Origin of the sequence: Nocardia exalbida NBRC 100660 (genome assembly GCF_000308575.1) — a bacterium.
Classification (GTDB): domain Bacteria; phylum Actinomycetota; class Actinomycetes; order Mycobacteriales; family Mycobacteriaceae; genus Nocardia; species Nocardia exalbida.
In genome coordinates this window covers 265,905-289,544 of record NZ_BAFZ01000061.1, presented here as the reverse complement: position 1 = coordinate 289,544, position 23,640 = coordinate 265,905, and the positions used below count along the sequence as shown (strand labels likewise).

19 protein-coding genes are annotated in these 23,640 nt (G+C 69.3%); 7 read left to right on the top strand and 12 right to left on the bottom strand.

Features of this window, described 5'->3' with window-relative positions; genetic code table 11:
* Nucleotides 1-3: 3 nt before the first annotated feature.
* From ON29_RS15175 to ON29_RS15160, 4 genes are all read right to left on the bottom strand, one after another.
* Complete coding sequence (locus ON29_RS15175; RefSeq protein ID WP_083863529.1) at nt 4-1,098, bottom strand: ferredoxin--NADP reductase; 1,095 nt, start codon at nt 1,096-1,098, stop codon at nt 4-6.
* Nucleotides 1,099-1,133: 35 nt separating this feature from the next.
* Nucleotides 1,134-1,361: a hypothetical protein gene (locus tag ON29_RS15170; RefSeq protein ID WP_040866869.1), complete on the bottom strand. Its 228-nt coding sequence runs from the start codon at nt 1,359-1,361 to the stop codon at nt 1,134-1,136.
* A 10-nt stretch (nt 1,362-1,371) separates the two neighbouring features.
* Entirely contained in the window at nt 1,372-2,514 is a 1,143-nt protein-coding gene (locus ON29_RS15165; RefSeq protein ID WP_040866938.1) for a 3-ketosteroid-9-alpha-monooxygenase, oxygenase component, read from the bottom strand.
* 93 nt (nt 2,515-2,607) lie between these two features.
* Nucleotides 2,608-3,114, bottom strand: a complete 507-nt coding sequence (locus ON29_RS15160) for a flavin reductase family protein (RefSeq protein WP_085994884.1) — start codon at nt 3,112-3,114, stop codon at nt 2,608-2,610.
* Nucleotides 3,115-3,338: 224 nt separating this feature from the next.
* On the opposite strand from ON29_RS15160, the gene ON29_RS15155 reads away from it, so the two are divergent.
* The 4 genes from ON29_RS15155 (at nt 3,339) to ON29_RS37475 (ending at nt 8,486) form a co-directional block, all read left to right on the top strand.
* Entirely contained in the window at nt 3,339-4,181 is an 843-nt protein-coding gene (locus ON29_RS15155; protein ID WP_083863510.1) for an IclR family transcriptional regulator, read from the top strand.
* A 37-nt stretch (nt 4,182-4,218) separates the two neighbouring features.
* Entirely contained in the window at nt 4,219-4,794 is a 576-nt protein-coding gene (locus tag ON29_RS15150; protein ID WP_040866868.1) for a PadR family transcriptional regulator, read from the top strand.
* Nucleotides 4,795-4,855: 61 nt separating this feature from the next.
* Nucleotides 4,856-6,088, top strand: a complete 1,233-nt coding sequence (locus tag ON29_RS15145; RefSeq protein WP_174371825.1) for a bifunctional 3,4-dihydroxy-2-butanone-4-phosphate synthase/GTP cyclohydrolase II — start codon at nt 4,856-4,858, stop codon at nt 6,086-6,088.
* 118 nt (nt 6,089-6,206) lie between these two features.
* Nucleotides 6,207-8,486 carry a LuxR C-terminal-related transcriptional regulator gene (locus ON29_RS37475; protein ID WP_040866866.1) on the top strand — a complete coding sequence of 760 codons (2,280 nt, stop codon included), beginning with the start codon at nt 6,207-6,209 and terminating at the stop codon, nt 8,484-8,486.
* Nucleotides 8,487-8,502: 16 nt separating this feature from the next.
* On the opposite strand, the gene ON29_RS15135 is transcribed toward ON29_RS37475, so the two are convergent.
* The 3 genes from ON29_RS15135 to ON29_RS15125 all read right to left on the bottom strand — a co-directional run bounded on the left by ON29_RS15135 (nt 8,503) and on the right by ON29_RS15125 (nt 12,099).
* Nucleotides 8,503-9,357 carry an alpha/beta fold hydrolase gene (locus ON29_RS15135; protein WP_040866865.1) on the bottom strand — a complete coding sequence of 285 codons (855 nt, stop codon included), beginning with the start codon at nt 9,355-9,357 and terminating at the stop codon, nt 8,503-8,505.
* Nucleotides 9,357-10,520 carry a 3-hydroxy-9,10-secoandrosta-1,3,5(10)-triene-9,17-dione monooxygenase oxygenase subunit gene (gene hsaA / locus ON29_RS15130; protein WP_040866864.1) on the bottom strand — a complete coding sequence of 388 codons (1,164 nt, stop codon included), beginning with the start codon at nt 10,518-10,520 and terminating at the stop codon, nt 9,357-9,359. The genes ON29_RS15135 and hsaA overlap by 1 nt, the downstream gene beginning before the upstream one ends.
* A gap of 97 nt (nt 10,521-10,617) precedes the next feature.
* Complete coding sequence (locus ON29_RS15125; RefSeq protein WP_040866863.1) at nt 10,618-12,099, bottom strand: FAD-dependent oxidoreductase; 1,482 nt, start codon at nt 12,097-12,099, stop codon at nt 10,618-10,620.
* A gap of 163 nt (nt 12,100-12,262) precedes the next feature.
* On the opposite strand from ON29_RS15125, the gene ON29_RS15120 reads away from it, so the two are divergent.
* A complete protein-coding gene (locus ON29_RS15120; protein ID WP_169332578.1) occupies nt 12,263-14,665 on the top strand; it encodes a PEP-utilizing enzyme in 2,403 nt (800 codons plus the stop codon).
* A gap of 79 nt (nt 14,666-14,744) precedes the next feature.
* On the top strand, nt 14,745-15,650 hold the full coding sequence (locus ON29_RS15115) for a tyrosine-protein phosphatase (RefSeq protein WP_040866861.1): 906 nt from the start codon (nt 14,745-14,747) through the stop codon (nt 15,648-15,650).
* 543 nt (nt 15,651-16,193) lie between these two features.
* Here ON29_RS15115 and ON29_RS15110 read toward each other — a convergent pair.
* Entirely contained in the window at nt 16,194-16,979 is a 786-nt protein-coding gene (locus ON29_RS15110; protein WP_051175217.1) for a tyrosine-protein phosphatase, read from the bottom strand.
* The gene (locus tag ON29_RS36565) at nt 16,969-19,131 is read right to left on the bottom strand and encodes a pyruvate, phosphate dikinase (RefSeq protein WP_051175216.1); all 2,163 of its coding nucleotides are present in this window, start codon (nt 19,129-19,131) and stop codon (nt 16,969-16,971) included. The genes ON29_RS15110 and ON29_RS36565 overlap by 11 nt, the downstream gene beginning before the upstream one ends.
* 275 nt (nt 19,132-19,406) lie before the next feature.
* Between ON29_RS36565 and ON29_RS15100 the strand changes: the two genes are divergently transcribed.
* Complete coding sequence (locus tag ON29_RS15100) at nt 19,407-20,996, top strand: FadD3 family acyl-CoA ligase (protein ID WP_040866933.1); 1,590 nt, start codon at nt 19,407-19,409, stop codon at nt 20,994-20,996.
* 5 nt (nt 20,997-21,001) lie between these two features.
* On the opposite strand, the gene ON29_RS34720 is transcribed toward ON29_RS15100, so the two are convergent.
* The 3 genes from ON29_RS34720 to ON29_RS15085 all read right to left on the bottom strand — a co-directional run bounded on the left by ON29_RS34720 (nt 21,002) and on the right by ON29_RS15085 (nt 23,634).
* On the bottom strand, nt 21,002-21,439 hold the full coding sequence (locus tag ON29_RS34720; RefSeq protein WP_245548962.1) for a hypothetical protein: 438 nt from the start codon (nt 21,437-21,439) through the stop codon (nt 21,002-21,004).
* Nucleotides 21,440-22,051: 612 nt separating this feature from the next.
* Nucleotides 22,052-22,396, bottom strand: coding sequence for a hypothetical protein (locus ON29_RS35830; RefSeq protein ID WP_157172785.1), 345 nt, complete (start codon nt 22,394-22,396; stop codon nt 22,052-22,054).
* 419 nt (nt 22,397-22,815) lie between these two features.
* Nucleotides 22,816-23,634 carry an SDR family NAD(P)-dependent oxidoreductase gene (locus ON29_RS15085; RefSeq protein WP_040866859.1) on the bottom strand — a complete coding sequence of 273 codons (819 nt, stop codon included), beginning with the start codon at nt 23,632-23,634 and terminating at the stop codon, nt 22,816-22,818.
* Nucleotides 23,635-23,640 lie beyond the last annotated feature (6 nt).

Below are 23,640 nucleotides of genomic sequence, written 5' to 3'. Positions count from 1 at the left end.
TCCTCAGGAATAGGTGACTTGCACCGTGTCGGTGATCGGGACCGCCTGGCAGGCCAGCACGTACCCCTCGGCCAGATCGGCCTCGTCGAGAACTTCGTTGTGCCGCATTTCCACCCGCCCCGAAACGATCCGGCAGGTGCACGCGCTGCAAGCGCCCTCGCGGCAGGAGTAGGGCGCTTCCAGTCCGTTGGCCAGCAGGACGTCGAGCAGCACCTGCTGGCGCGGCCACGGAAGTTCGCGTGTCTCGCCGTCGAGATCCACCGCCACGGTGGCGCGATCGCCGGAGTCGAGGACTTCAGGTGTGCCGCTGTCGAACGGATTGCCGTTGAGCGACACGAATTTCTCGACGTGCACGCGCTCGCGGCGCGCCCCCAGCCCGATCAGTGCGGCGGAGACGGCGTCCATGAACGGACCGGGACCGCAGACGAACGCCTCGCGATCCGACCACGGTCCGGCCAGCGCCGCGAGCTGCGCGCGGCTCGGTAGCCCTTGCACACTCTCCAGCCAGTGCACCACGACCGAGCGGCCGGGATGCCGGGCGGAGAGGTCGGCGAGCTCGGCGGCGAAGATCACCGAGCGCTCATCGCGGTTGGCGTAGATCAGCGTGCAGTGCCCGGACCCGGCCGCCAGCACCGATTTCAGGATCGACAGCACCGGGGTGATGCCACTGCCCGCCGCGAACAACAGCAGGTCGTCGTCGAGCGACGCGGGGGTGAAGACGCCCGCGGGCGGCAGCGCGTCGAGAACCATGCCCACTGTCGCGTTGTCGCACAACCAGTTCGATGCGTATCCGCCGGGGGTTCGCTTGACGGTGACCTTCAGCGGACCCTGCTCGTGCGGCGCACTCGACAAGGAGTAGCAGCGGCTCACCGAGCCCGTCAGCTCGCTCGGTATCCGCAGCGTCAGGAACTGACCCGGCCGGTAGGCGATCGAATCGGGCCGCTCCATGACGACATCCAGCTCCAGCGATACCGCATCGTCGCTTTCCCGGATCACCTGCGCCACTCGGAGGGGCAGAACCGCTCCGAGGCGGCTCGCGCTGTCGCCGGGGATACCGGTCGGTGCCACCGCGGTCGCCCGAGCCCTGTCCACTGTCATGTCCCCTCTTCGGTCGTCCACGGCGTTCGCCGCACTCACGACACGTCCCCGTCACGGGTGCCGACTTCGATGCGACCGCCCGCGAACGCCGCATCGATGCTGTCGCGCAGCGCGGCGCAGGTCCGCACTCGCGCGCTGTCGGCCCCGGTGAACTCGGCGCAGGCCGCCACCGAGCTCGCGGTCCACTGCACGCTGGTGTGCTGCGGGCTGAATTTCTCGACCAGCACGCACGTCGCGCAGGTACGGCAGGTAACCGGTTCCATCGCAGTCCGTTCAGGCCTCGGCGCCGGCGCGCTGCTCGGCGAGGTTCTCGGCGACCTCCGCCTCCCACGCCGTGACCGCACGGGTGGTGTCGACCTCGAACTCGAAGCGATCGGTCATCTTCGGGTCGATCTCGGCCACGTCGGTGTAGAACTGCTCGTACCAGCGGCGCAACTGGTAGACGGGTCCGTCCTCCTCGCACAGCAGCGGATTGTCGATGCGGGTCTTGCGCTGCCAGATCGCGGCGTCCTGTTCGAAGCCGCGGCCCAGACCACCGGCGAACTTCGCCGCGATGTCCGCGGCCTGCTCCGGCGACACGCCGTGCGGCTTCTTCACGATGGCGCCGTATTGCAGCACGAACTCGGTGGGAGACACCGGGTAGTGACAATTGATCAGGATGCCCTCGACCGTCAGGCCCGCGCTTTCGCTGCGCAGGTGATCGATCATGTAGGAAGGGCCGTAGTAGGAGGCGTCGGAGTGCAGGATGTTCTTGCCGCCCAATGCCTTCGCCGTCTCCCCCATCATGTCCTCGCGTGACACCGAGGTCATGTACTGACTGGCGATGTGACCTTCGAAGACGTTCTTGAAGTAGGTCGGGAACCCGAAGTGCACATAGAAGAAGTGCGCCATGTCCACCACGTTGTCGATGACCTCGCGGCAGTTCGCGCCGTCGATGGTCATCGTGTTCCAGGTCCAGTCGGTCCACTCGTCGCTGAACGCGCCCTCGATGCGCGGGATGGCGACGTGTTCCGGCGGCGGATTGCCCTCCGGGTCGTTCCAGACGAACAGTTGCTTGTTCTGTTCCATCGTCGGCCACGACCGGGTCCGCGCGCGCGGTGGCACCCGGCGGCCGTAGGGGATGCCGGTGCAACGGCCGTTGCCGCCCCAGCGCCAGTCGTGGAACGGACAGGCGATCGAGTCCCCCTTGATCCGGCCGTCACCCAGGTTCCCGCCCATGTGCCTGCAGTAGGCGTCCAGGACGTTGAGCTCTCCGCCCGCGCCGGCGAAGACCACCAGTTCGGTGCCGAAGATCTCGACGGTATGCGGTTTCCCGTCCCGGAAGTCCTGCGCCAGCCCGAGGCAGTGCCAGCCGCGCGCGTACCGGGCGGGCGGAGCGCCCGCGTCGATCACTCGAACCTCGGTGTCGGTAGTCATCGGTTCCTCCACAATTCACGCACGTTTGTCACCTCGATATTTCGGTTCGGCATGCCAGGGCGGAAATGCGCAGTCCCACTGGCCGGGAGGCGCTCAGGCCGGATCGAACCGTCCGAACGCGGAGCGGTAGAACAGCAGCGGCGGCGCCTCGCGATGCTCCGACAGCGCCGTGACGCGCGCGATGACGATCGTGTGGTCACCGCCGTCGACCTCCTGCTCGAGTTCGCAATCGAGCCAGGCCACGGCGCCGGCCAGCCGCGGCGAGCCGTTCGGCGACGGCTCCCAGTCGACTCCCGCGAACTTGTCCGTGCCGCTGCGGGCGAGTTGCCTGCAGATCTCCTGCTGGTCGTGGGCCAGGATGTTCACGCAGAACCGCCCGACCTCGCGGATGCGCGGCCACGACGTCGACGTGCGCGCCGGGCAGAAGCAGACCGCGGGCGGTTCCAGCGACAGTGCCGAGAACGACTGGCAGGTGAATCCGGCAGGCCCGGCCGCCGCCCGCGCGGTGATCACCGTGACGCCGGTGCAGAAGCGACCCAGCACCGCTTTGAAGTCGCGCACCTCCAGTGGCGATCCGTCCATCTCGAGCACCGGTTCCATCGGGCCTCCTATTTCGATCAGGCATATACCTGATAGCCATGACAGCAGCCACCGCCGGAGGGAGGTCAAGATCGGGGTCCGGTCACCGAGACGGAGATCCGTGGAAGCTACGTAGTTCTCCCGATTCCTCCCGGTCGCGAACCCGTCAGTGTGATGGGAGACACAAACGATCGGGCACGTCGTGCCTGGTCGACGTAGCCCGAACGCGACCGACGGAGGTTCGAATGACCGTCACCCTGCTACCTGATGCCGAGCCGCACACCGCCCGGCTCCCGCACCGCGCCCGGCCCGGCGGGGCCGACCCCGGCTCCGCCGACGTGCCGGTATCGATGATCGAGCGGATGACCCTCATCCTGGACGCGTTCGACGCCGCGACCCCGACGCTGACGCTGCTGGGCCTGGTGGAGCGCACCGGCCTGCCGCGCTCGACGGTCCATCGGATCCTCGATCAGATGATCCGGCTGCGCTGGCTGGCCCACACCTCCGGCGGGTACCGGCTCGGCATGCGCACCCTGGAACTGGGCGGGCTCACCGCCGATCACAACGAGATCCGCGACGCCGTCAGCCCGCTGCTGCACGAGTTGTGTCAGCGCACCGGCATGGTCGGCCATCTGGCGGTGCTCGACGGACCCGAGGTCGTCTACCTGGACAAGGCCGGTGGCCGCTTGGCCGCGATGCTGCCCACCCGCCTCGGCGGCCGCATGCCCGCGCACTGCACCGCACTCGGCAAGGCGATGCTGGCGGCGCTGGAACCGAGCATCGCCGAAGCGGCGTTCCATTCCCGGCTGCCGCGCCTGACCGCGCACACCATCACCGAGCCCGGCGCGCTGCATCGCGCCTTGGCCCAGATCCGGCTGCGCCAAGGCGTGGCGCTGGACCGGGAGGAATCGATGGACGGAATCGCTTGCGTCGCGGCGCCGTTGCGTGGCCGCGGCACGGCGCCCGCGGCACTGTCGCTGTCCGGGCGGGCCGAGGCGATGAGTTTCGACAAGCTGGCACGGGTGCTGCTCGAGATCTCCCACGAGGCAGGCCGGACGTTGTTCCCCCGCCGGGCGCGCTGGCGATAGCCCGAGTCGGAATATGCCTGAGCGGTACAGTCCGACCATGACCGATGGCGGCAGACCCGCGGTGCCCGAGCTGCCCACCACCGCGTGGGCCGTGCTCGGAATGCTCTCGCACGCCGATGAACTCTCCGGCTACGACTTGAAGAAATGGGCCGACTGGAGTCTTCAGTTCTTCTACTGGAGCCCGTCGTTCAGCCAGATCTACGCCGAACTCAAGCGTCTGGAGAAGCACGGCTACGCCAGTTCCCGCACGGTGGTGCACGAGGACGGCGTGCGCGGCAAGCGGATGTACGCCATCACACCGGAAGGCCGTGCCGCCGCGGCGAACTGGGTCAATCACGCGCCGGTCGAGGCGCCGGTGCTCAAGCACAGCGTGATGCTGCGAGCGTGGCTGGGCAACCTCGCCGAGCCCGAACGGATGCGCGAAATCCTCACCGAGCACATCACGTACGCCGAGAAGATGCGCAAACGCGCCGAGGCCGACGCGGAGGGCGCGGAGGCGAATCCGGACTGGGCCTATCCGGAACTGGTGCTGCGCTGGTGCGTGCGGCACTACGAGGCCGAGCGCGATTTCGCGCGAGAGTTGCTGGCGGATATCGATCGCCTCACTGAGTGAGACGCAGCCTGGCTGCTGCGGCCCCGTCATATTTCTATCAGGCATATGGAGGTGGCGGATGATGCCCGGTGAACTGGACTCGGTGCCTGCCGCGGTGGCGGCGATCGCGAGCGGCGGCATGGCGCTGGTAGTGGACGATGAGGACCGCGAGAACGAAGGCGATCTGGTGCTGGCCGCCGAGCAGGCGACCGCGGAGAATATCGGTTTCCTGGTGCGGCACACCAGCGGCGTGCTGTGCGTGCCCATGATGGGCGGCGATCTGGACCGGCTGGAGCTGCCGCCGATGACGGCGGTCAACCAGGATCCGAAGGGCACCGCCTACACGATCTCGGTGGACGCGGCGGCAGGGATCGACACCGGCATCTCGGCCGCCGACCGCGCCCACACCATGCGCCTGCTGGCCGATCCCGCCGCCACACCCCGGGATCTCACCCGTCCCGGGCACGTATTCCCCTTGCGGGCGCACCCGCGCGGCGTCCTCGGCCGGCGAGGGCATACCGAGGCCGCCGTCGATCTGGTCCGGATGGCGGGACTACGCCCCGCCGGAGTCATCGCCGAGGTGGTGCGCGACGACGGGTCGATGGCCCGGCTCCCCGAGCTGCTGACCATGGCCCGGGTGCACGGAATCCCGATCATCTCCATCGCCGACCTGGTCGACCACCGCCGCGGGCTCGAGCCCGGCGCGCAGCGCGTCGTCGAAACGCGGCTGCCGACCCGTTTCGGCGAGTTCCGGCTGGTCGGCTATCGCGATGAGACGAACCACGCCGAACATCTCGCGCTGGTGCTCGGCGCACCGGGCGAGCGCGACGTGCTGACCCGGGTGCACTCGGAATGCCTCACCGGCGACGCGTTCGGCTCCCTGCGCTGCGACTGCGGCGAGCAGCTCGACGCCGCCATGCAGGCCGTGGCCGCCGAAGGCCGCGGGGTGGTGGTGTACCTGCGCGGGCACGAGGGACGCGGCGTCGGACTGCTCAACAAACTGCGCGCCTACCAGCTCCAAGACGGCGGCGCCGATACGGTCGACGCGAACCTGCGGCTCGGGCTGCCCGTCGACGCCCGCCACTACGGCGCCGCGGCGCAGATCCTCGCCGATCTGGGCGTGCGGTCGGTCCGGCTGCTCAGCAACAATCCGGCCAAACAGGCGGGTCTGACCGCCTACGGTATCGCCGTCGAACGACGAATTCCCTTGCAGGCCGGTACGACCGAGCACAACGTGCACTATCTGCGCGCCAAGCGTGACCGGATGCGCCACCAGTTGACCGAGGTCGACGACGCCGCTGTCGCCGTCCGATGAATCGGAGCGGTTCGGTTCCACCGCCCCCGTGCCCGCGGGCCACGCCGGCACGTCCACCGGAGTCGATTTTGTCCAGAATGCTCCTGCGCGCCGCGCGCGGTACCTAGGGTTGACACCCATGGCGCGGCGTCCCATCGGCAACCTCCCTGCCGAGGTCACCAGCTTCGTCGGGCGCCGGGAGGAACTCGCCGCCGCGAAGCGGCTGCTGCCCACGACGCGGGTGCTGACGCTGCTCGGTCCGGGCGGTGTCGGCAAGACCCGGTTGTCCCGCCAGGTCGGCGCGGTGGTCGCGCGCGCGTTCCCGGACGGAGTGTGGTCGGTCGAGCTGGCCGATGTGCACGACCCCGACCTGGTGACGGTGACCGTCGCGGAGGCGCTGGCGCTGCGCGACGACACGGCGGCGCCCTTGCGGCGGCTGACCGAGTTCCTCGCGGACAAACGGTTGCTGCTGATTCTCGACAACTGCGAGCACCTGATCGACGCGTGCGCGCGGCTGGTCGGCAGCATCGTGGCCACCACCCCAGAGGTACGGGTGCTGGCGACCAGCCGTGAAGTGCTGGGGGTGCAGGGCGAACAGGTCATGCCCGTGGCGCCCTTGCCGCTCGCAGAAGGGGAGAGGGCGGACAGCGATGCGATGCGGCTGCTCGCCGAACGGGCGGGCGCCGCCAACCCCGGCTTCGTGGCCACTTCGGCGAACCGGGGTGCGCTGGCCGCGATCTGCCGCAGGCTGGACGGCATTCCGCTCGCGCTGGAACTGGCCGCGCTGCGGTTTCGGATGTTCACTCCGGAGCAGATCCTCGCCCGGCTCGACGACACCATGGGCCTGCTCAGCGCGGGACCGCGACTCGCGCCGGAGCGACAGCAGACCATCGAGGGTGCGATCCGCTGGAGTTATGACCTGTGCACGCCCGCCGAACAGCGGTTGTGGGAGCAGCTGTCGGTTTTCGCGGGCGGCTTCGACATCGACGCCGCAGAGGCCGTGTGCCTGCCGGCCCCCGGGGCGCGGACACTCTTCGACGCGCTGACCGGCCTGGTCGACAAATCGGTGCTGAGCCTGCGCTACGACGGCGATGTCGGCCGGTACTCGATGCTGGAACCGATCCGGCAGTTCGCCCACGACCGGCTGGCCGAACGGGGCGACGAGCCCGCGGTGCGCGCGCGTCATCGCGACCACTACCGGCGGCTGGCGTTGCGCGGCCGGACCGCGTATTGGAGTTCCGACGACGTCACGTGGTTCCGCGCCCTGAACCGCGAGCACGCGAATCTGCGCGCGGCTCTGCAATCCGGCCTCGTCGACGCACCGGAGTCGGCACTGGAGATGGCCGCGGTGCTGCGGCCGTTCTGGGAGCACAACCGCTTCCTGACCGAAGGGTATCGCTGGCTGACCGATGCGCTGGCGAAGTCGAGCGAGCCGACCGAGTCTCGCGCACGCGGACTTTCCGCGGCCGCCTCGCTGGCGGCGCTGCTGTCCGACCGCGGGTCCGCTCGCCAATTGGTGGACGAATGCGTAACCCTGGCACGCAAACTCAATGCTCCCGATATCCTCGCCGAGGCGATGCTCGATTCGGCGCTGCTTGCCTTCAACGACGGAGATACCGCCCGCGCGCTCGAATTGGCCGAAACCGCGGCGCATCTGGCGGCCGAATGCGGCCATCACGCCATGGAGATGGACAGTCTCGCCTTCGCGTTCGTGTGCGCGCTGGTGCTCGCCGACGCGCGCTCGACCGTTTTCGCCGAGCGGCTGCTCGCGGTCGCCACCGAGCGGGGACCGTCGCTGCTCGGCGGGCTGGCACAGTGGTCGATGGGCCTGGACCATTGGCGACGCGGCGATCAGGCCGCCGCGACCGGCTATCTCGCCCGGTCCGTCGAAATGTTCAGCCTGTTCGAGCGGTGCGTCTGGCTCGCCTCCGGATTCGAGGGGCTGGCATGGACGGCGGTGGCCCGAGCCGACTTCGAGCGAGCCGCGCGCCTGCTCGGCGCCGCGGAGATCCTCGCGCGCAGCACGGTGCGCCTCGCGCACGCCATCACCGGCGTCTTGGGTGACAAGATGCGTGGTCGCGTCCGAGACGCGCTGGGAGAGCGCCGTTTTCAGGAGATCTTCGACAGCGGTGCGGCGCTGTCACTGGGCGAGGCGATCGACTACGCGCTGGGCCGCACGCCGACTGCGGCGCGTCCGCCGCAGCCCGCGCCGGTAGGATCTGAGGCGGCCGATGTCCTCACCCGGCGGGAGAAGGACGTCGCCCGGCTGGTCGCGGCCGGGCACAGCAACAAACGCATCGCCGCGGACCTGGTGATCTCGGTGCGCACCGCCGAGACCCACGTCGAGCACATCCTCACCAAGCTCGGCTTCACCTCCCGAACCCAGGTCGCGGGATGGGTCCGCGATCACGGGCTGTGACCGACGTGAGCGGCGATCAGAGCCCGGCGGTGAGGAAATCGACGACGGCGCGTTCGAACGCCGACTTGCGCTCGATCTGCACCCAATGACCACAGCGGGCGAAAACGCGCAGATCGGCGTCGGGGATCTGCCGTGCGGGAAGCAGCGACGCCTCCACCGGTGTCACTCGATCGTCGCGCCCCCACAGGATCAGTGTCTGCGGGCGCAGTCCGCGTAGCCGGGCCCACAGCGGAACCGGTTCGGCGAGAGCGGGATCGGCGAACGTCGCGTAGGCGTCGCGCAGCGCGGCGATGGCGGCCGGATCCGAGGCCGCGGCCAGCCGGGCTTCGATCAGGTCCTCGGTCAGGGTTCCCGGATTCGACACCATGCTGCGCAGCCAGGGCACGAGGCGCTCGCGGGTGGGGTCCGCGCTGAACTCGAGCAACCGCGTGATGCCTTCGGACGGTTCCGGTCCCAGGACATTCACTCCGACGCCGCCGGGCGCCATCAGCACCAGCCGATCGATCCGGTCGGGATGTTCCAGCGCCAGCAACGTCGCGACGGCGCCGCCCATCGAATTGCCCAGCAGGTGCACACGGTCCAGGCGGAGGTCGTCGAGCAGCCCGAGCACCGCGTCGGCGGAGATGCGCAGGTAGTTGCGTTCGTACGCCGCCGGGCGGCCGCTGGCGCCGAAGCCGGGCTGGTCGACGATCAGACAGCGGAAACGCTCGGACAGCATCGGCAGGTTCGCGCTGAAGTTGGCCCAGCCCGAGACTCCCGGCCCGGAACCGTGCAACAGCACCAGGGGCGCACCGGACCCCGCCTCGTGGTAGCGCAGTTCGTACCCGCCCGTCGTGCTCCAGCGCGTGGTGTTCTCGGCGGTGAACGTCATCAGATCATCCGATCCGTGACCGGCAGCCCGAACGCGTTGCGGCCGTAGAGGACCAGCGCGCGCTCGACATCGTTGATGACGTGCACGCTTCCGGCGTGCGCGTCGCGCCAGTGCCGCTCGATCGGATTGGGTTTGCGGATGGCGTGGCCGCCGGAGTTGTCGAACAGCAGGTCGATGGCCTCGATGGCGCGTTCGGTGCCGCGCACCTGATCGCGGCGGCTGCGCACCCGCAGTTCGAAGGGGATCTCCTCCCCCGCTTCGGCATAGCGCAGTTGCTCGCCGATGTTGCGCTCCATCTGCAGGACGGCCGCGTCGATCTCCGAGGCCGCCCGAGCGACCCGGACGTGCGCGAACGGGTCCTCGGCGGCCTTCTGCCCGCCGTAGGAGATCCGCACCCGCTCGCGCATCCGCTCGATGTGCGCTTCGTAGGCGCCTTGGGCGGCGCCGATGATGGGTGCGGTGATGGTGTTGGAGAACACCGCGCCGAACGAGATCCGGTAGAGCGGGGCGGTATTCACCTCTTGACCGGGTCCGCGTAGCTCCGCCTGCTCACTCGCGCGGTAGGTCCGGTGGGCGGGCACGAACGCGTTCTCGATGACGATGTCGTTGCTGCCGGTGCCGGACAGCCCGGACACATGCCATACGTCCTCGATGCGGTAGTCGGTGCGCGGCACCAGGACGGTCAGGTACTCCGCTCCCCCTTCGTCGTTCGGCACGACCGCACCGAGGAAAGCCCAGCGGGCGTGATCGCATCCGGAGGAGAAGCTCCAGCGACCGCTGATCTCGAAGCCGCCCTCGGCGGGCGTCAGCTTGCCGGTGGGCGCGTACGACGAGGAGACCAGCGTGTCCGGATCGGCGCCCCACACGTCCTCCTGCGCCCGCAGGGGGAACAAGGCGAGCTGCCACGGGTGCGCGCCCAGCACCGACGACACCCACGCCGTGGACGGGCACGCGGTGGCGACAGCCCGGATCACCTCGTAGAACGCGACCGGGGACGACTCGTCGCCACCGAAGCGAGACGGCTGCAGCATGCGGAACACCCCCGCGTCGGTCAGCTCTCGAACGCTCTGCTCGGGCACTCTGCGCTGCCGGTCGGCGTCGGCGGCTCGCTCTCGGATCGCGGGCAGCAGATCCCGTACCCGATCGAGCACCTTGTTGGTCATATGCGGTAGTCCTCCTCGTAGTGCCGTCTTTCGACGCTAGGCCGGTGCGCCGCCGTCGGCCCCGATCCATCCCGATGACCGGAACCCACCGGCGGGATCAGTCGGTGCGAGCCGCGGCGGCGCCCGCGCGGCGGCCGAAGAAGGTGCCGTCGCCGAGCGAAGTGCCGCTGATGTAGCCCTCGCCGTGCAGGTTGCTGGCGGCCCGGCCCGCGGCGAACAGCCCGGGGATCGGGGCGCCGTCGATGTCGAGCACGGCGCCGTCGAGCGAGGTGTGCAGACCGCCGAGGGTGAAGACGGATGCGCCGGTCCCGCGGCGGTCACCGGACTCCGACGGTGGCCGCACCCCCGCCCGCACGTCGATCGCGGCGAGCGGTGGCGCGAGGGGCCGCAGCCAGCGCGGCGCTTTCCCGAATTCGGGATCCACGCCGCGGGAGGCGAAGCTGTTGTATCGGCCGATGGTGTCGGCCAATGCGGCCGCCGGTAGGTCCATCAGATCGGCGAGTTCCTCGGCGGTCTCCGCCACGTGGGTCGGCCGCACACCCCACCGCTGGGGTTCCGGTACTTCGTCGAAGGCCCGTTCGTCGAGCACGACCCAGGTCCGCATGTTCTGCCGGAACAGCGCCGCCTGGCCGATCCGGCCGGGATAGGTGTCCTCGTTGATGAACCGCTGCCCGTTCCCGTTCACCACCATGCCGCGCGCGGCGAGGCCGGGAACGAGTGAGATGCCGACCTGGCCGCTGGCCATGTGCCGCACGGCCGCGCCGAGCGCCTGTGCCATCCGGATCCCGCTTCCGTCGTCGGTGCCCGCGCTGACCTTGGTGTGTCCCAGCAGTTTCGGCGCGTGCGCGGCCAGCATGGCGTCGTTGTCGACGAATCCGCCGGTGGTCAGCACGACGCCGCGGCGGGCACGGACGGTCAGCTCCGTGCCGTACCGCCTGGCCACCACGCCGACGACCGTGCCGTCGCCCGCGACGATCAGGCAGGTCGCCCTGGTGTCGGAGAGCGCCGTGGCACCGGCGGATCGAGCGGCCCCGGCAAGGCGGTCCATGAGCACCTTGCCGCCGAAGTCGGCGGCGGCCGGGCGATGGCCACGGGGCGCGGGCGCGGCGAGTTCGGCGAACGGCGCGCTGTTCTCCCCCAGCCACATGAGTCCGTCATCCGTCGGCGGCACCCAGGCAGGCGCGTCCCACAGCGTGGGGTTGAACGGCACACCGCGGTCGGCGAGCCAGTGGAAATGCGCGACGCTGTCCTCGCAGTAGCGAGTGATCTTGTCCGGGTCGGCGCCCGGCCCGAGCGCGGCCGACAGGAACGCGGCCATCGCCGCCGGGTCGTCGTCGAACCCGCAGGCCCGCTGGATCGGTGTGCCGCCGCCGAGGTAGATCTCGCCGCCGGAGAGGGCGGATGCGCCGCCGGGACCGCTCATCCGATCCAGCACCAGGACCTGCGCGCCGCCCGCCGCCGCCTCGAATGCCGCAGCGGACCCGGCACATCCGTAGCCGACCACCAGCACATCGGTCTCGATGTCGTAGGCGCGCACGTCGGCGGCCGCGCGGGGCGCGACCGAATTCCGATCACTCATGGAGTCGACCTTCCCGCGCCGCGCTCGGTGGCCGCAGGCCCATCTTGGTGAGCGACCCTCCGGTCCCGGTGATCGGGACTGTGCCCCAGCACGGGGGCGCCGGGTGGCGATGGTGTGTGAACGGCGTCACGTCTGCGTGGGCGCCAGCGAGGAGGAAGAATTCATGCGGGTCCTGGTCACCGGAGTTTCCGATCCGACCGGTCGCGCGGTGGCGCGCATGCTGCTGGCCGCGGGCCACGACGTCGTCGGGCTGGATCGCGAGCGCCACCGGTACGTCGATCCTCGGGTCGAGGTGATCACCGGTGACCCGGAGGGGCCTGTGATCTGCGCGCGGGCCGTCGCCGACTGTGCGGCGGTGGTACACCTGGGCGGTTCCCTCGCGGCGATCGCGCGAGCGGCCCGAGCGGCGGGGGCGCGAATCGTGGTTCCCGTAGGCGCGGGATCGGATGCGGTCGCCGAGGACGCGGTGCGGTCCAGCGGGGCGCAGGCGCTGATCGTGCGCACCGCGCCGGTCGCGGGCAGGCGCGTCGAGGGGGCGAGCGGGCGAAACCTGCTGCGGCTGCTGGGTTCCCGCCCGGCGGGCGGATTCCAGGTGCTGCACACCGACGACTTCGAACGCTTCCTGGTACTGGCCGTGGGATCGGGACGTACCGGCGTGGTGGAGCTGGCCGCGCCCGGCGTGGTTTCCGCCGAGGACGCGCGCCGCATCCGTGCGGCGGCGGGAACACGGCGGCTGCGGCGGAAGTCGCGCACTCGGCCCGTACCGCAGGTGGATTCGACGGCGGCGCGCGACGAGTGGGGATTTCGCTGCGGGTGGACCGCGTCGGAAGTGGCGGCGGATATCGTTCGCGGACTGGGCGGCCGCAAGGTCGACGGCGGTGAACTCGTCGCTCGCACCGGCGCGATCCCGCTGCCCGGCTATCTGGTGCCTACCCGCGCGGCCACGTCGGACGGCCACGCCCTGGTGTCGGTGGCGCCGGAGGGTCTCGAAGGCGAATTCGACGATCGCGTCGACCCGGCCTATCCGGTGCACACCGCGACGAATACCTCCGAGGCGCTGCCCGGCCCGCTCACGCCGCTGACCGTTGATCTGCAGGCGGGCGCGATCCGGCTGGCCAACGCGGCGATGGGCCGGATGATCGCGCTGGAGGGCATCGCGCTGGAGCACTGGACCAGCCGGGTCACCACCGTGCTCGGGCACCACATCTACATCAACGCCTCCATCGGGGTGCTGGCCGCGGAGAACATGCCGGGCTGGGACGAGCAGAGCATCCGTCGCGACGTCTACGGCAACATCCCGGCCGAGATCTCGCTGACCCCGCACGGCAAACCACCCACCCCGACCGGTTTCGCCAGTACCCGCGCCACCTGGCGCGCCGCGGGCCGGGTGCTGCGCACGGCGCTGCGTTATCGGGAGACCACCGACGGTATCAACGCCGCCGCGCACCAGGAGACATTGAGCGCCGCGGCGATCCGCGAGCTCACCGACGAGCAACTGCACGCTCGGGCCCTGCTGTGGCGGGACCGGCTGAACCACTCGTGGGCGGCGGCGTCCATCGGCGTGATGATGACCGGCGCGGCGACGGCCATCCACTCCCGTGGCAAGGAATCGGCGGACGTGCCCATCGACCTCGAGCGGTTGGAGTCGGCCAGGACCATGCTCGCCGTGGAACGGCTCGCCGCGCTGTGCCGGGCCGACACCGCGTTACAGGACGCGGCGCACTCCGGCGATGTCGCCGCGGCGCGGGCGATCTCCCCGGCGTTCTCCGCCGCGTTGGACGAGGAACTGCACCGGATCGGGCATCGCGGACCGGGCGAGTGTGAGTTGATCAACCCGACTTTCGGCGACCGTCCCGAACTGCTGGTCACCGCCGCGGCCCGAGCGGCCGCGATGCCCGCGCCCAAGCGGGAACCGGTCGACTCGTCCCCGAGCCGCACCGCGCGGATGGCGGCGGGAGCGACGATGGCACGCGAACGCGTCCGCGACGCCGTCGTCCGCTACACCCACTGCCTGCGCCTCGCCGTGCGCGAGCGAGCGGACCGGCTCATCCGGGAAGGGCGGCTACAGCAGGCCGAGGACGCCTGCTTCCTCACCCTGGACGAAATCCTCTGGGCACCCGCTGATCTGACCGAGCGTGTAGCACGGCGGCGGGCGGAACTCACCCGGCTACAGGGCATCCGGATGCCGGACGTGATCGCGGGCGATTGGGAACCCCTCTCGGATGCGGACGCTTTGGCGCCCGGGGAAAGCCTGACCGGCATCGGAGTGTCCTCCGGCGTCGTGGAGGGCACCGTGAAACGCGTGCTGTCCCTCGACGACGACATCGAACCGGGCGACATCCTCGTCGCGTCGGTCACCGACACCGGGCACACCGCGATGTTCGCCTACGCGGCCGCGGTGGTCACCGACATCGGCGGATCCGCTTCGCACGCCGCCATCGTGGCCCGGGAATTCGGCATCCCCTGCGTCGTCGACACCAAGACCGCCAGCGCGGCCCTCGCCGACGGGCAGCGGGTGCGCGTGGACGGGTCGGCCGGCACCGTCACCCTGCTCGCCGACGCATGAGCCGGGGCCGGGGGCGCGCACCCCGGCCCCTTGCCGGTTCGGCGCCGCCGGGCCGCGACCCTATGGAAGGAATGATCCAGTGACGATTTCGCGTGCTGTTCGCGGGGCGATGACCGGTGTCGCCGCCGCACTGATCGCCGTATTCCCGTCCACCACCACCGCATTCGCGGGCCCCGCACTCGTGCACACCGTGCACGACCGTTCCATGCAGCTATCGGCGGCACCGAACGCCAGGGACATCGGCGACTATCCCACCCAGGGCAACGGCAAACTACGGACCGGTGTCGTCTTCCGCACCGACGCCCTGGACAAGCTCACCGCCGCCGATCAGCAGAAACTGGTGGCCGCGGGCATCACCGCGGTGATCGATTTCCGCAGCCCGGCCGAGTCGGGGGCCAATCCCGACAAGCTGCCCGCGTCGATTCCCGCCCTCGCGCGTCCGGTGTACGACCCGGGCAACGACTTCTACCTGATGGTGGGCAAGGCCGTACAGGGCGGCCCCGCCGTGCAGCAACAGATGTTCGGCGACGGCAAGGCCGCGGGCATCATGCGCGACTACTACCGCTGGCTGGTCAGCGACGCCACGGCGCGCGGCCGGTTCGGCGCCGCCATCCGGGATGTCGCGAACGCCACCGGCCCGGTGCTGTTCCACTGCACCGCGGGCAAGGACCGTACCGGCTGGATGACCGCGATCCTGATGACGGCGCTCGGCGTCCCGAAGGGTCAGGTGTACAAGGATTATCTGGAGTCGAACGACAACCTGGCCGCGGGTAACAAGGCGCTGATGGACGGGCTGGTGGCCAAGGGGCTGGTCACCGATCCCGCGCTGTTCGATCCGATCCTCGGCGTGCAGCGCGACTTCCTCGATGCCGCGTTCGACCAGGCAGGCGCGTCCTTCGGTCCGTTCGACCGGTTCCTCTCCGAGGGGCTCGGCGTGGACGGTCCGACGCTGGAGGCGCTGAAATCCAAGCTGCTGTCGCGGTAGTCACGGACGTCGGCGGGTCGGGTGGATCGTGGGTCCCCCGGCCCGCACCAGGTCGCCGGTCCGGTACATCCGCTCGCCGGGGTGCAGCGGATCGGCGACGAACCGGGCCGCGGTCAGGCACCCGCTCGGTGGTTCCGGGACACGGCCGCGGTCACCGGCCGCACCGATGCTCGCGACTCGAACCGGTGATCGATGATCGCCCCGCCAATGGCATGCGAGTGCGGTTGCCTCCACTGAAGCGCGCGAGGTGCTGTCATCGTGTGGGCCGCCGCCGACGCGGCGAACGAGTCGCGCCCCTCACCGCGGTGCGCTTGCCCGCCCAGCGGCCTTCGACCGAATGCCCGCCGAAGACCCGGGCAGCGCTAGAAGTCCGACTTCATTGATCTCCTACGCGATTCCGGCGCCGAAGATGCGTCGACCGCCGAGGGCGGGGCGAGTTCGCGGTTCGGTTTCGGCGACGCTGTCGCCATCGAGCCGACGGACCGCCATATCACCCGGATGCTCCAGCCGGGCCCGATGACGGCCGCTCTCCGACCCACGCCCCTATTCCGGCGCGATCAGCACCTCGCGCAGTCGCGCCAACTCCACGGTGGTCAACCCGCTGGTCAGCAACCATTCGGCGGCGCCACCGTGGTCGGCGGACAGGTTCGCCAGGAAACGCCGCATCACCTCGGCCTCTACCCCGAGAATGCCGGTGCTGACCGGGGGCAGTCCCGCGTAGGACGGGAGCGCGTCGAGCCGGTCGCGAACCCGGTGCATGCGTTCACCGGTCAGCGCGTAGTCCGCCGCGATCGCCTCCGGCGCCGCGCCGACCGCGTCCAGGAGCACCGCGGCGAGCAGGCCGGTGCGGTCTTTGCCCGCGGCACAATGGAACAGCACCGAGTGACGGCCCGCGTCGACGACCAGCCGCACGGCAGCGACGATGGAGTCGGCACTGCCCGCCAGCAGCTTGTCGTACAGGTCCACCAGATCGACCCGGCTGGAGTCCGGCACCAGATCCCGTGCCGCCAGCGAGGATTGCGGCGACTTGCGCACCGGCAGGCAGACCCGCCGCAGGTCGGCGGTGGCCAGCAGTCCGTAGCCCTCGCGCTCGACTTCGTCGGGCAGCCGCAGATCGATCAGTGTTCGCAGACCGATCGGGCCGAGCAGTTTCGCCATATCGGCTTCGGTGAGGTTCTGCGGCGTGCTGGAACGGTAGACCACCCCGAAGCGGGTGGTGCCGCCGCCTTGCACGGGTAGCCCGCCCAGGTCGCGTACGTTGTCGATCTGGGCGAACTCCACCCACCGGTCACCGGGCACGGTGGATTCGCCCGCGAGGTCAGTGGGCACGGCCGGCCGCCGCCTCGTCGGCGCGGCTCAGGCCGCACAGTCCGATCAGGTCCTCGTGCAGCTCGAACCACACGGTGTGGTAGCTGTCCAGCACGGGCCGGGCGACCCAGGAGTGGTCGCCGGCCGCGATCCGCTCGATCGCGTGCGCGAACCGGCCGGAATACCGTGCCAGCCGCGGTGCGACATCGCCGATCCGCCGCAGTAGCGGTTGCACGCCGCGGTGCAGTTCGGTCAGCCGGGTCAGGACCGCGCCGTCGTACTCGGCGTCGGCGTGGTCGTTGACGGTGGCCGGATCCTTCATCTGCCACGCGGTCACGATCTCTTTCAGAGTGCCGTTGAAAGCACAGAATTCGGCGTAGACCGAGGCGATCGCGGCGCGGTCCACCGCTCGTCGTTCCGTCGCCAGCAAACCGTCGAGGTGCTGTCTGCCCTCGGGGGTGAGACGCACGCCGATCGGCGTCGCGACGCACCAGCCCTCGGTCACGAGTTCCTCGCATCGGGCGGCGACGGCCTCGGCCGACGCGCCTGTGCCTGCGGCGAGCGCGTCGTGGGCGGCCCGGCCTTTGATCCCGATCAGCCGCAGCAGATCGAGGTCGGCGACCTGCGTCACCGCCGGCGGGAGTGCCACGGTCACCTCTGCCGAGGCGTCGGCCGCGCGCGCGTCCAACCACGCCGCGAACCCGTCGATGTCGGTGCCCGCCCAGCCTGCCAACCGGCCGACGTCCGCGAGGGTGATCCCGTCGACGGGTTTGCCTTCGACTCGACCCGGCCACACCGTGCCCGCGCCGCCGTCCACGGTCACCATCCGGCCGGTCAGCGCCGCGACGACGCCCGGACCGCAGCCGACCACACACGGCCTGCCGATCTCGCGGCCGACCAGCGCGGCGTGCGAGGTGACACCGCCCAGTTCGGTGACGATCGCCCGGGCGGCGATCATGCCGTGCAGGTCGTCGGGGCTGGTGGTCGGGCGCACCAGAATCACGTCCTCGCCTGCCTCCGCGCGGCGCTCCGCCTCGTGCGGATCGCTGACGACGACACCCGCCGCCAATCCGGGACAGGCTGATTCGCCGCGTGCCAGCGGCGTCCCCGTGTACTCGCCGCTCGCCGGGCGCAGCACGGCACGCACCTGATCGGCGGTGACCCGGGCCAGCGCCTCCTCCGCGCCGATCAGGCCCTCGTCTGTCATGGCCACCGCGGCCCGCACAGCCGCGCGCGCCGAGCGCTTGGCGGGGCGGGACTGCAACAGCCACAGGGCGCCGGATTCGACGGTGAATTCGATGTCCTGGATATCGCGGCCATCGCGTTCCAGCAGGCCGGCCGCCGCGACGAGCCGGCTGTGCACCTGCGGCAACAGGGTGGCCAGCTCGTCGAGCGGTCGCGGTGTGGTCCGGCCGGACACCACGTCCTCACCTTGCCCGCCGACGAGCCATTCGCCGAACACCGCGCGCTCACCCGTGTTCGGGTTGCGGCTGAACAACACACCGGTGCCGGATTTCTCGTCGAGATTGCCGAAGACCATGGCTTGCACCGTCACCGCGGTGCCCAGCGTTCCGGACACGCCGCGATTGCGCCGATACGTCTGCGCGCGAGGCGAATCCCAGGACCGGAACACCGCGCTGATGGCCGCCCGCAGCTGCTCCCAGGGATTCTCGGGTACCGCACCGGCCGGGTCGCCCAGCACGGTTTCGCGATACTGGGTGCGAAACCGTTCCCGGGTGTCGACCGCGTAGTCCGGGTTCCCGGTCTCCGCCGCCAGCGCTGCCGCGACCGCCTCGTTCATGCCGAGGTTCAGCACCGTGTCCATCATGCCCGGCATGCTCACCGCGGCGCCCGAACGGACCGACACCAGCAGCGGCCGGGCGCCGGACCCGAAGACCCGTCCGGTGCCGCGCTCCAAGGTGGCGATTCCGGCCCGAACCGCCCGCCAGATGTCCTCGCCGATCACCCCGCGCGCCGAGAAGTCGGCCCAGCCCTCGATGGTGATCACGAAGGCGGGCGGCACCGGAAGACCCAGCGCGCGCATGCGGTTGACGCTCCATGCTTTCCCGCCGATGCTTTCCCGCGACAGCGCGCAGGCGCCGTCGAGTTCGACGACCGGCGCCGCGCCCGCTGCCTCGTCGTTTCGCTCCGCTAGCTCTGCTCCGGCGGTCATGTCACTCCTTTGCGATCACTGCGCATTCCGCGCCTCGGTGCGATACCTCGTGCACCCGACCGGGCGCGAACCGCGGCGCGCTCACCTGTAGCTCTGTTCGAGCCTGCCGTGCCGCCCATCATCGGCCGTACTCGCGGTCCCGCTGAGCAGGATCGAGACGTCGGAAACCGGCGTCCGTGGCGGGTGCGGGCATTGCGCGGGAGGACGTTCCCGGTCAGCGGGATATGTGGCGCTGATCGGACCGGCTGATGCGGCGGGTGCGGCACCATCGCGGCATGGATCGACGGCGCGCAGATGGGCTCGCGACGATTCCCGCGGTGCTGGCCGATCGGGCACGGCGCGACGGCGCGCGGATCGCGGTGACAGGGCCGGGAGGCCCGCTCACTTACGCCGAACTCGCCGTGGCGGCACGGCGCGTCACGCAGGCGGTGCTGTCGCGATCGGTGGCGCCCGGCGACCGGGTGGCGATCTGGGCGCCCAACACCGCGCGATGGGTGATCGCCGCGCTCGGCGTCCTCGGTGCGGGCGCGACGCTCGTCCCGATCAACACGCGGTTGCGCGGTCCGGAGGCCGCCGACATCCTCGCCCGCAGCCGGTGCAGCATGCTGCTCACCGTGACCGATTTCCTCGGCAACGACTACGCGGGAATGCTGCGGAAGTCGGGACGTGCGTTGCCGGAGCTGCGGACCACCGTGAAGCTCGACGACACCGCTGAGGCCGATGATCTCTCGTGGCCTCGGTTCCTCGCCCCCGGCGACAAAGTACCCATCGCGGCGGCCGAGGCGCGGAGTTCGTCCGTGGACCCGGAATCGATCTCCGACATCCTGTTCACGTCCGGCACCACGGGTGTGCCGAAAGGCGTGCCCACCACCCATCGGCAGACGATCGAGACCTTCACCCGCTGGGCCGACGCGGTCACTTTGTCCGCCGACGACAGATATCTACTGGTCAACCCGTTCTCCCAGACCTTCGGCTACAAGGCGGGGATAGTCGCGTGCCTCTTACGCGGCGCCACCATGGTGCCGATGGACCGATTCGATCCGGAAGGGGTGTTCAGCGTCATCGAGCGCGAGCGGATCACCGTGCTGACGGGGCCTCCGACCGTGTTCCACGACCTGCTCACCCACGATCGGCGCACAGCCCATGATCTGCGTTCGCTACGTCTGGCGGGTACGGGTGGTTCGAGTGTGCCGGCCGGGTTGGTGGAGCGCATCCGCCGCGACCTGGCTATCGAAAAGCTCTTCACCGGATACGGTCTGACCGAATCGACCGGCGTGGCCACGGTCTGCTCACCAGATGAACCCGCACACCTCATCGCGGATACCGTAGGTAAAGCTCTGCCGGGTAGGCGGATTCGCGTCGTGAGCGATTCCGGACAGCCCATGCCGGTCGGTGCGCCCGGCCAGATCATGGTTCATGGTCCCCACGTGATGCACGGCTACCTCGACGACGCCGAAGCAACGGCGGCCGTCATCGATTCAGGTGGCTGGTTGCACACCGGCGACATCGGAACCCTGGACGCCGACGGCTACCTACGGATCACCGACCGCAAAGCGGACATGTTCACCGTCGGCGGTTTCAATGTCTATCCCGCTGAAATCGAGCGAATTCTCCTCGCGCACCCCGACATAGCCGAGGCCGCAGTGGTCGGCGTCCCTGACGCTCGCCTCGGTGAAGTAGGACGCGCCTTCATCGTCCCCCACGGCATCTCCCAGATCGAGCCCACAGAGATAATCGCCTGGGCCCGCACCCGTATCGCCGGATACAAGACCCCGCGTCGGATCGAGGTCGTAGCGGCCCTACCTCGAAACACCAGTGGCAAGGTCCTCAAACGCGTCCTGCGCTCACAGGAGGCCCAATCCTGAATACTTCAAGGCAAGCGCTCAGGCCACGGGGACGCCCGTTCGATATGCCTATAAGGCGGCGGGGGACTCGAAGGCTTCCACTCGGCGCTCGATTGCCTCGAAAATTCCGATATCGGTCTTCTGCTGCCATTCGGGCAACTGGTCCCAGGGCGCGATATAGCCAGGCTTCGGATCCGGTATCCGCGCCAGATCTGCCCGATCCAGCAGATTGCGACAAACTGCCCCTTCAGCTCCGGACTCAGGCGAGCCGCCGCGTTCTGTGTGCGTTCGATGAAGTCGACCACCTGACCGTAGACCGCCGCCGCACTCGCGCGCTCCCGATCCGGCGTGTCCTCCCAGGGCGTGATGTAACTGTCCTTCGGCGTACCTGGGTAGTGGGTGGTGACGCCGGAAATCCAGGCTTCGCGGAAGACCTTGCCGCCGTGATCGTTGTCGTTGCTCACAGTGCTCCTCCATCAATGTGCGGTAGCCAGCAGGTTCTACCTACCAGTCAGCGGGACTTCCGCCGCAACAGTCCACGAGTACGAGTGCTCATGGCGTTCCAAAGCCACTATCACCGCCTCTGTAACCGTCATAGCGACCCCTTCGATCGTCGCTTTCGATTCCATCGCGATAGCAGCAGACTCCGCCGAGAGCCCCTCGAAGAGTGGATACGCGATCGTTATATGAGGTACGGACAGAGAGTCTTTCACTGGCGCATAACAGAACTGAGGCCGGTCCGCCAGTTGTTGACGGTTGTCGTCTCCAGTCCTAGCAATGCGGCGAAGTCCCGAACCGATCGCCGCATAGCTTCTTGCAGTGCCACCGCTTCAAAGCCGGTCCACGCCCGCCCTCTGACCATTCCCCCACCTTACGATTCGCTACCTGAACTGGGAAAACGCGCACACTAGGCGAACGTTACCCGACCATTACGCGGTCGTGCGCGGCAACTGCTCGCAGGCACGGTTATTCCGGTGCCCGGTACCAAGCAGACGCCGTACCTCGTGAACGGTGCACCGGCCCCGGTGAGCCGGGGTAGGTGGCGAAAGCCCTTGGTGCCGGCGGCCCCTCACCGATCAATGTTGTTCCGCAGAGAAAGCGCTCACCCAATGCCTTACGCGGCTCTCGCGATCCATCAACTCGCCATCACGACTACGCCCGGCGCTCATCCGAAACCTGCACAGCCCTTTACGATCGACCAGGCGCATACGCACATGCAGTGTCACGTAGCTTGTCGAGCGGAGAAATGTCCACGCAAGGCCGCCGGGCTGCGAGCGCTGGCCGCAGCCGGGCGCGTTGTCCCTTCCGTCGACAAACCGCAGTGATCCGCCGTGCCACCCCTTCGCGCGTCCCGGCGAATCCGCCATATCCACATCGAGGTCGGTGCTCTGACCCTCGACTATCAGGCCGGTGCCGAACAAGCGCAGAGCGTCGCGGACGCACTGGCACGGAGCTTTCCAGAGCTCGTTGTCACGGTCGACGACGACGTGAGTATCGACCTACCGACGCTCCCGTGCGCCGAACTGTGGGACTGACCTCTGTTCCGCGTCCAAGCAGGAGTGTCCTTGACATCGCCAGATCCTCCGCATCACAGAACTTTTGTCCGAGCCGACGGCATGCTCGCCGAGTTCATGTGTCAGGTGCATTTATTGGAGCTGACTGTCGAACGCGCTCAAGAGCTTCGGTACATCCACCGCCTTCACCGCCCAGACGAGTGCATCGTGCACCTCGAGTCGGCATATCTGTTACTCATCGAGGAGGGCGGTTGAGTAACGGCGCCGCACGTGTGGTCCTCAGCTATCGCCCGACCGAATTTCGCGGCCGCGCTCTGACGATAAGCTCAGGCGACTTCGTTCTTCATCTGAGCGGTGAGGATCTTCTGGTAGCCCGCGCCGAAAATCCTGGGCAGCCAGTCGATCACGTGGGCGTCGGTGCCGATCAAGATCTTCGCCTTGTTCTTGCGGATGCCGTTGACGATGACGCGGGCGGCGTGCTCGGGGGTCGTCTTGGCCAGGCGGTCGAAGTTGGCGGCCAGGGCGTCGCGGTCGCGATCGCCACCCGCGCGCGCCTTCCAGGCGATCTCGGTCTTGATCATGCCGGGGTGCACGCTGCTGACGCCCACCGCGTGACCGGCGATGTTCATCTCCTGCCGTAGCGCGTCGGTGAAGGCGCGGATGGCGAATTTCGTGGCGCTGTAGGCTCCTTGGCTCGGGCACGCGGCCAGGCCGAACATGCTCGACACGTTGGCGATGTGCCCGTCACCGGAGGCGATGACGTGGGGCAGGAACGCCTTGGTGCCGTAGGCGACGCCCCAGAAGTTGATGCCGACGATCCATTCGAAGTCCGCCCAGCCGAGTTCCTCCACGTTCGCGGTGAGCGAGACTCCGGCGTTGTTGACGACCAGATTGATCCGGCCGAAGTCCTCCGCCACCTCGTCGGCGTGGCGATAGACCGCATCCCGGTCGGTCACATCCAGCTTGTAGGCGCGGGCTTGCGCACCCTCCTTGCCGCACAGCGCGGCGGTCTCGGCGACGTTGTCCACGTTGCGGCCCGACAGTGCCAGGTGGGCGCCGCGGCGGGCGAGTTCGATCGCCAGTGCCCGTCCGATGCCCGCGCCCGCGCCGGTGATCACGGCGGTTGTGCCCTCGAAGTTCTTCACGGTTGA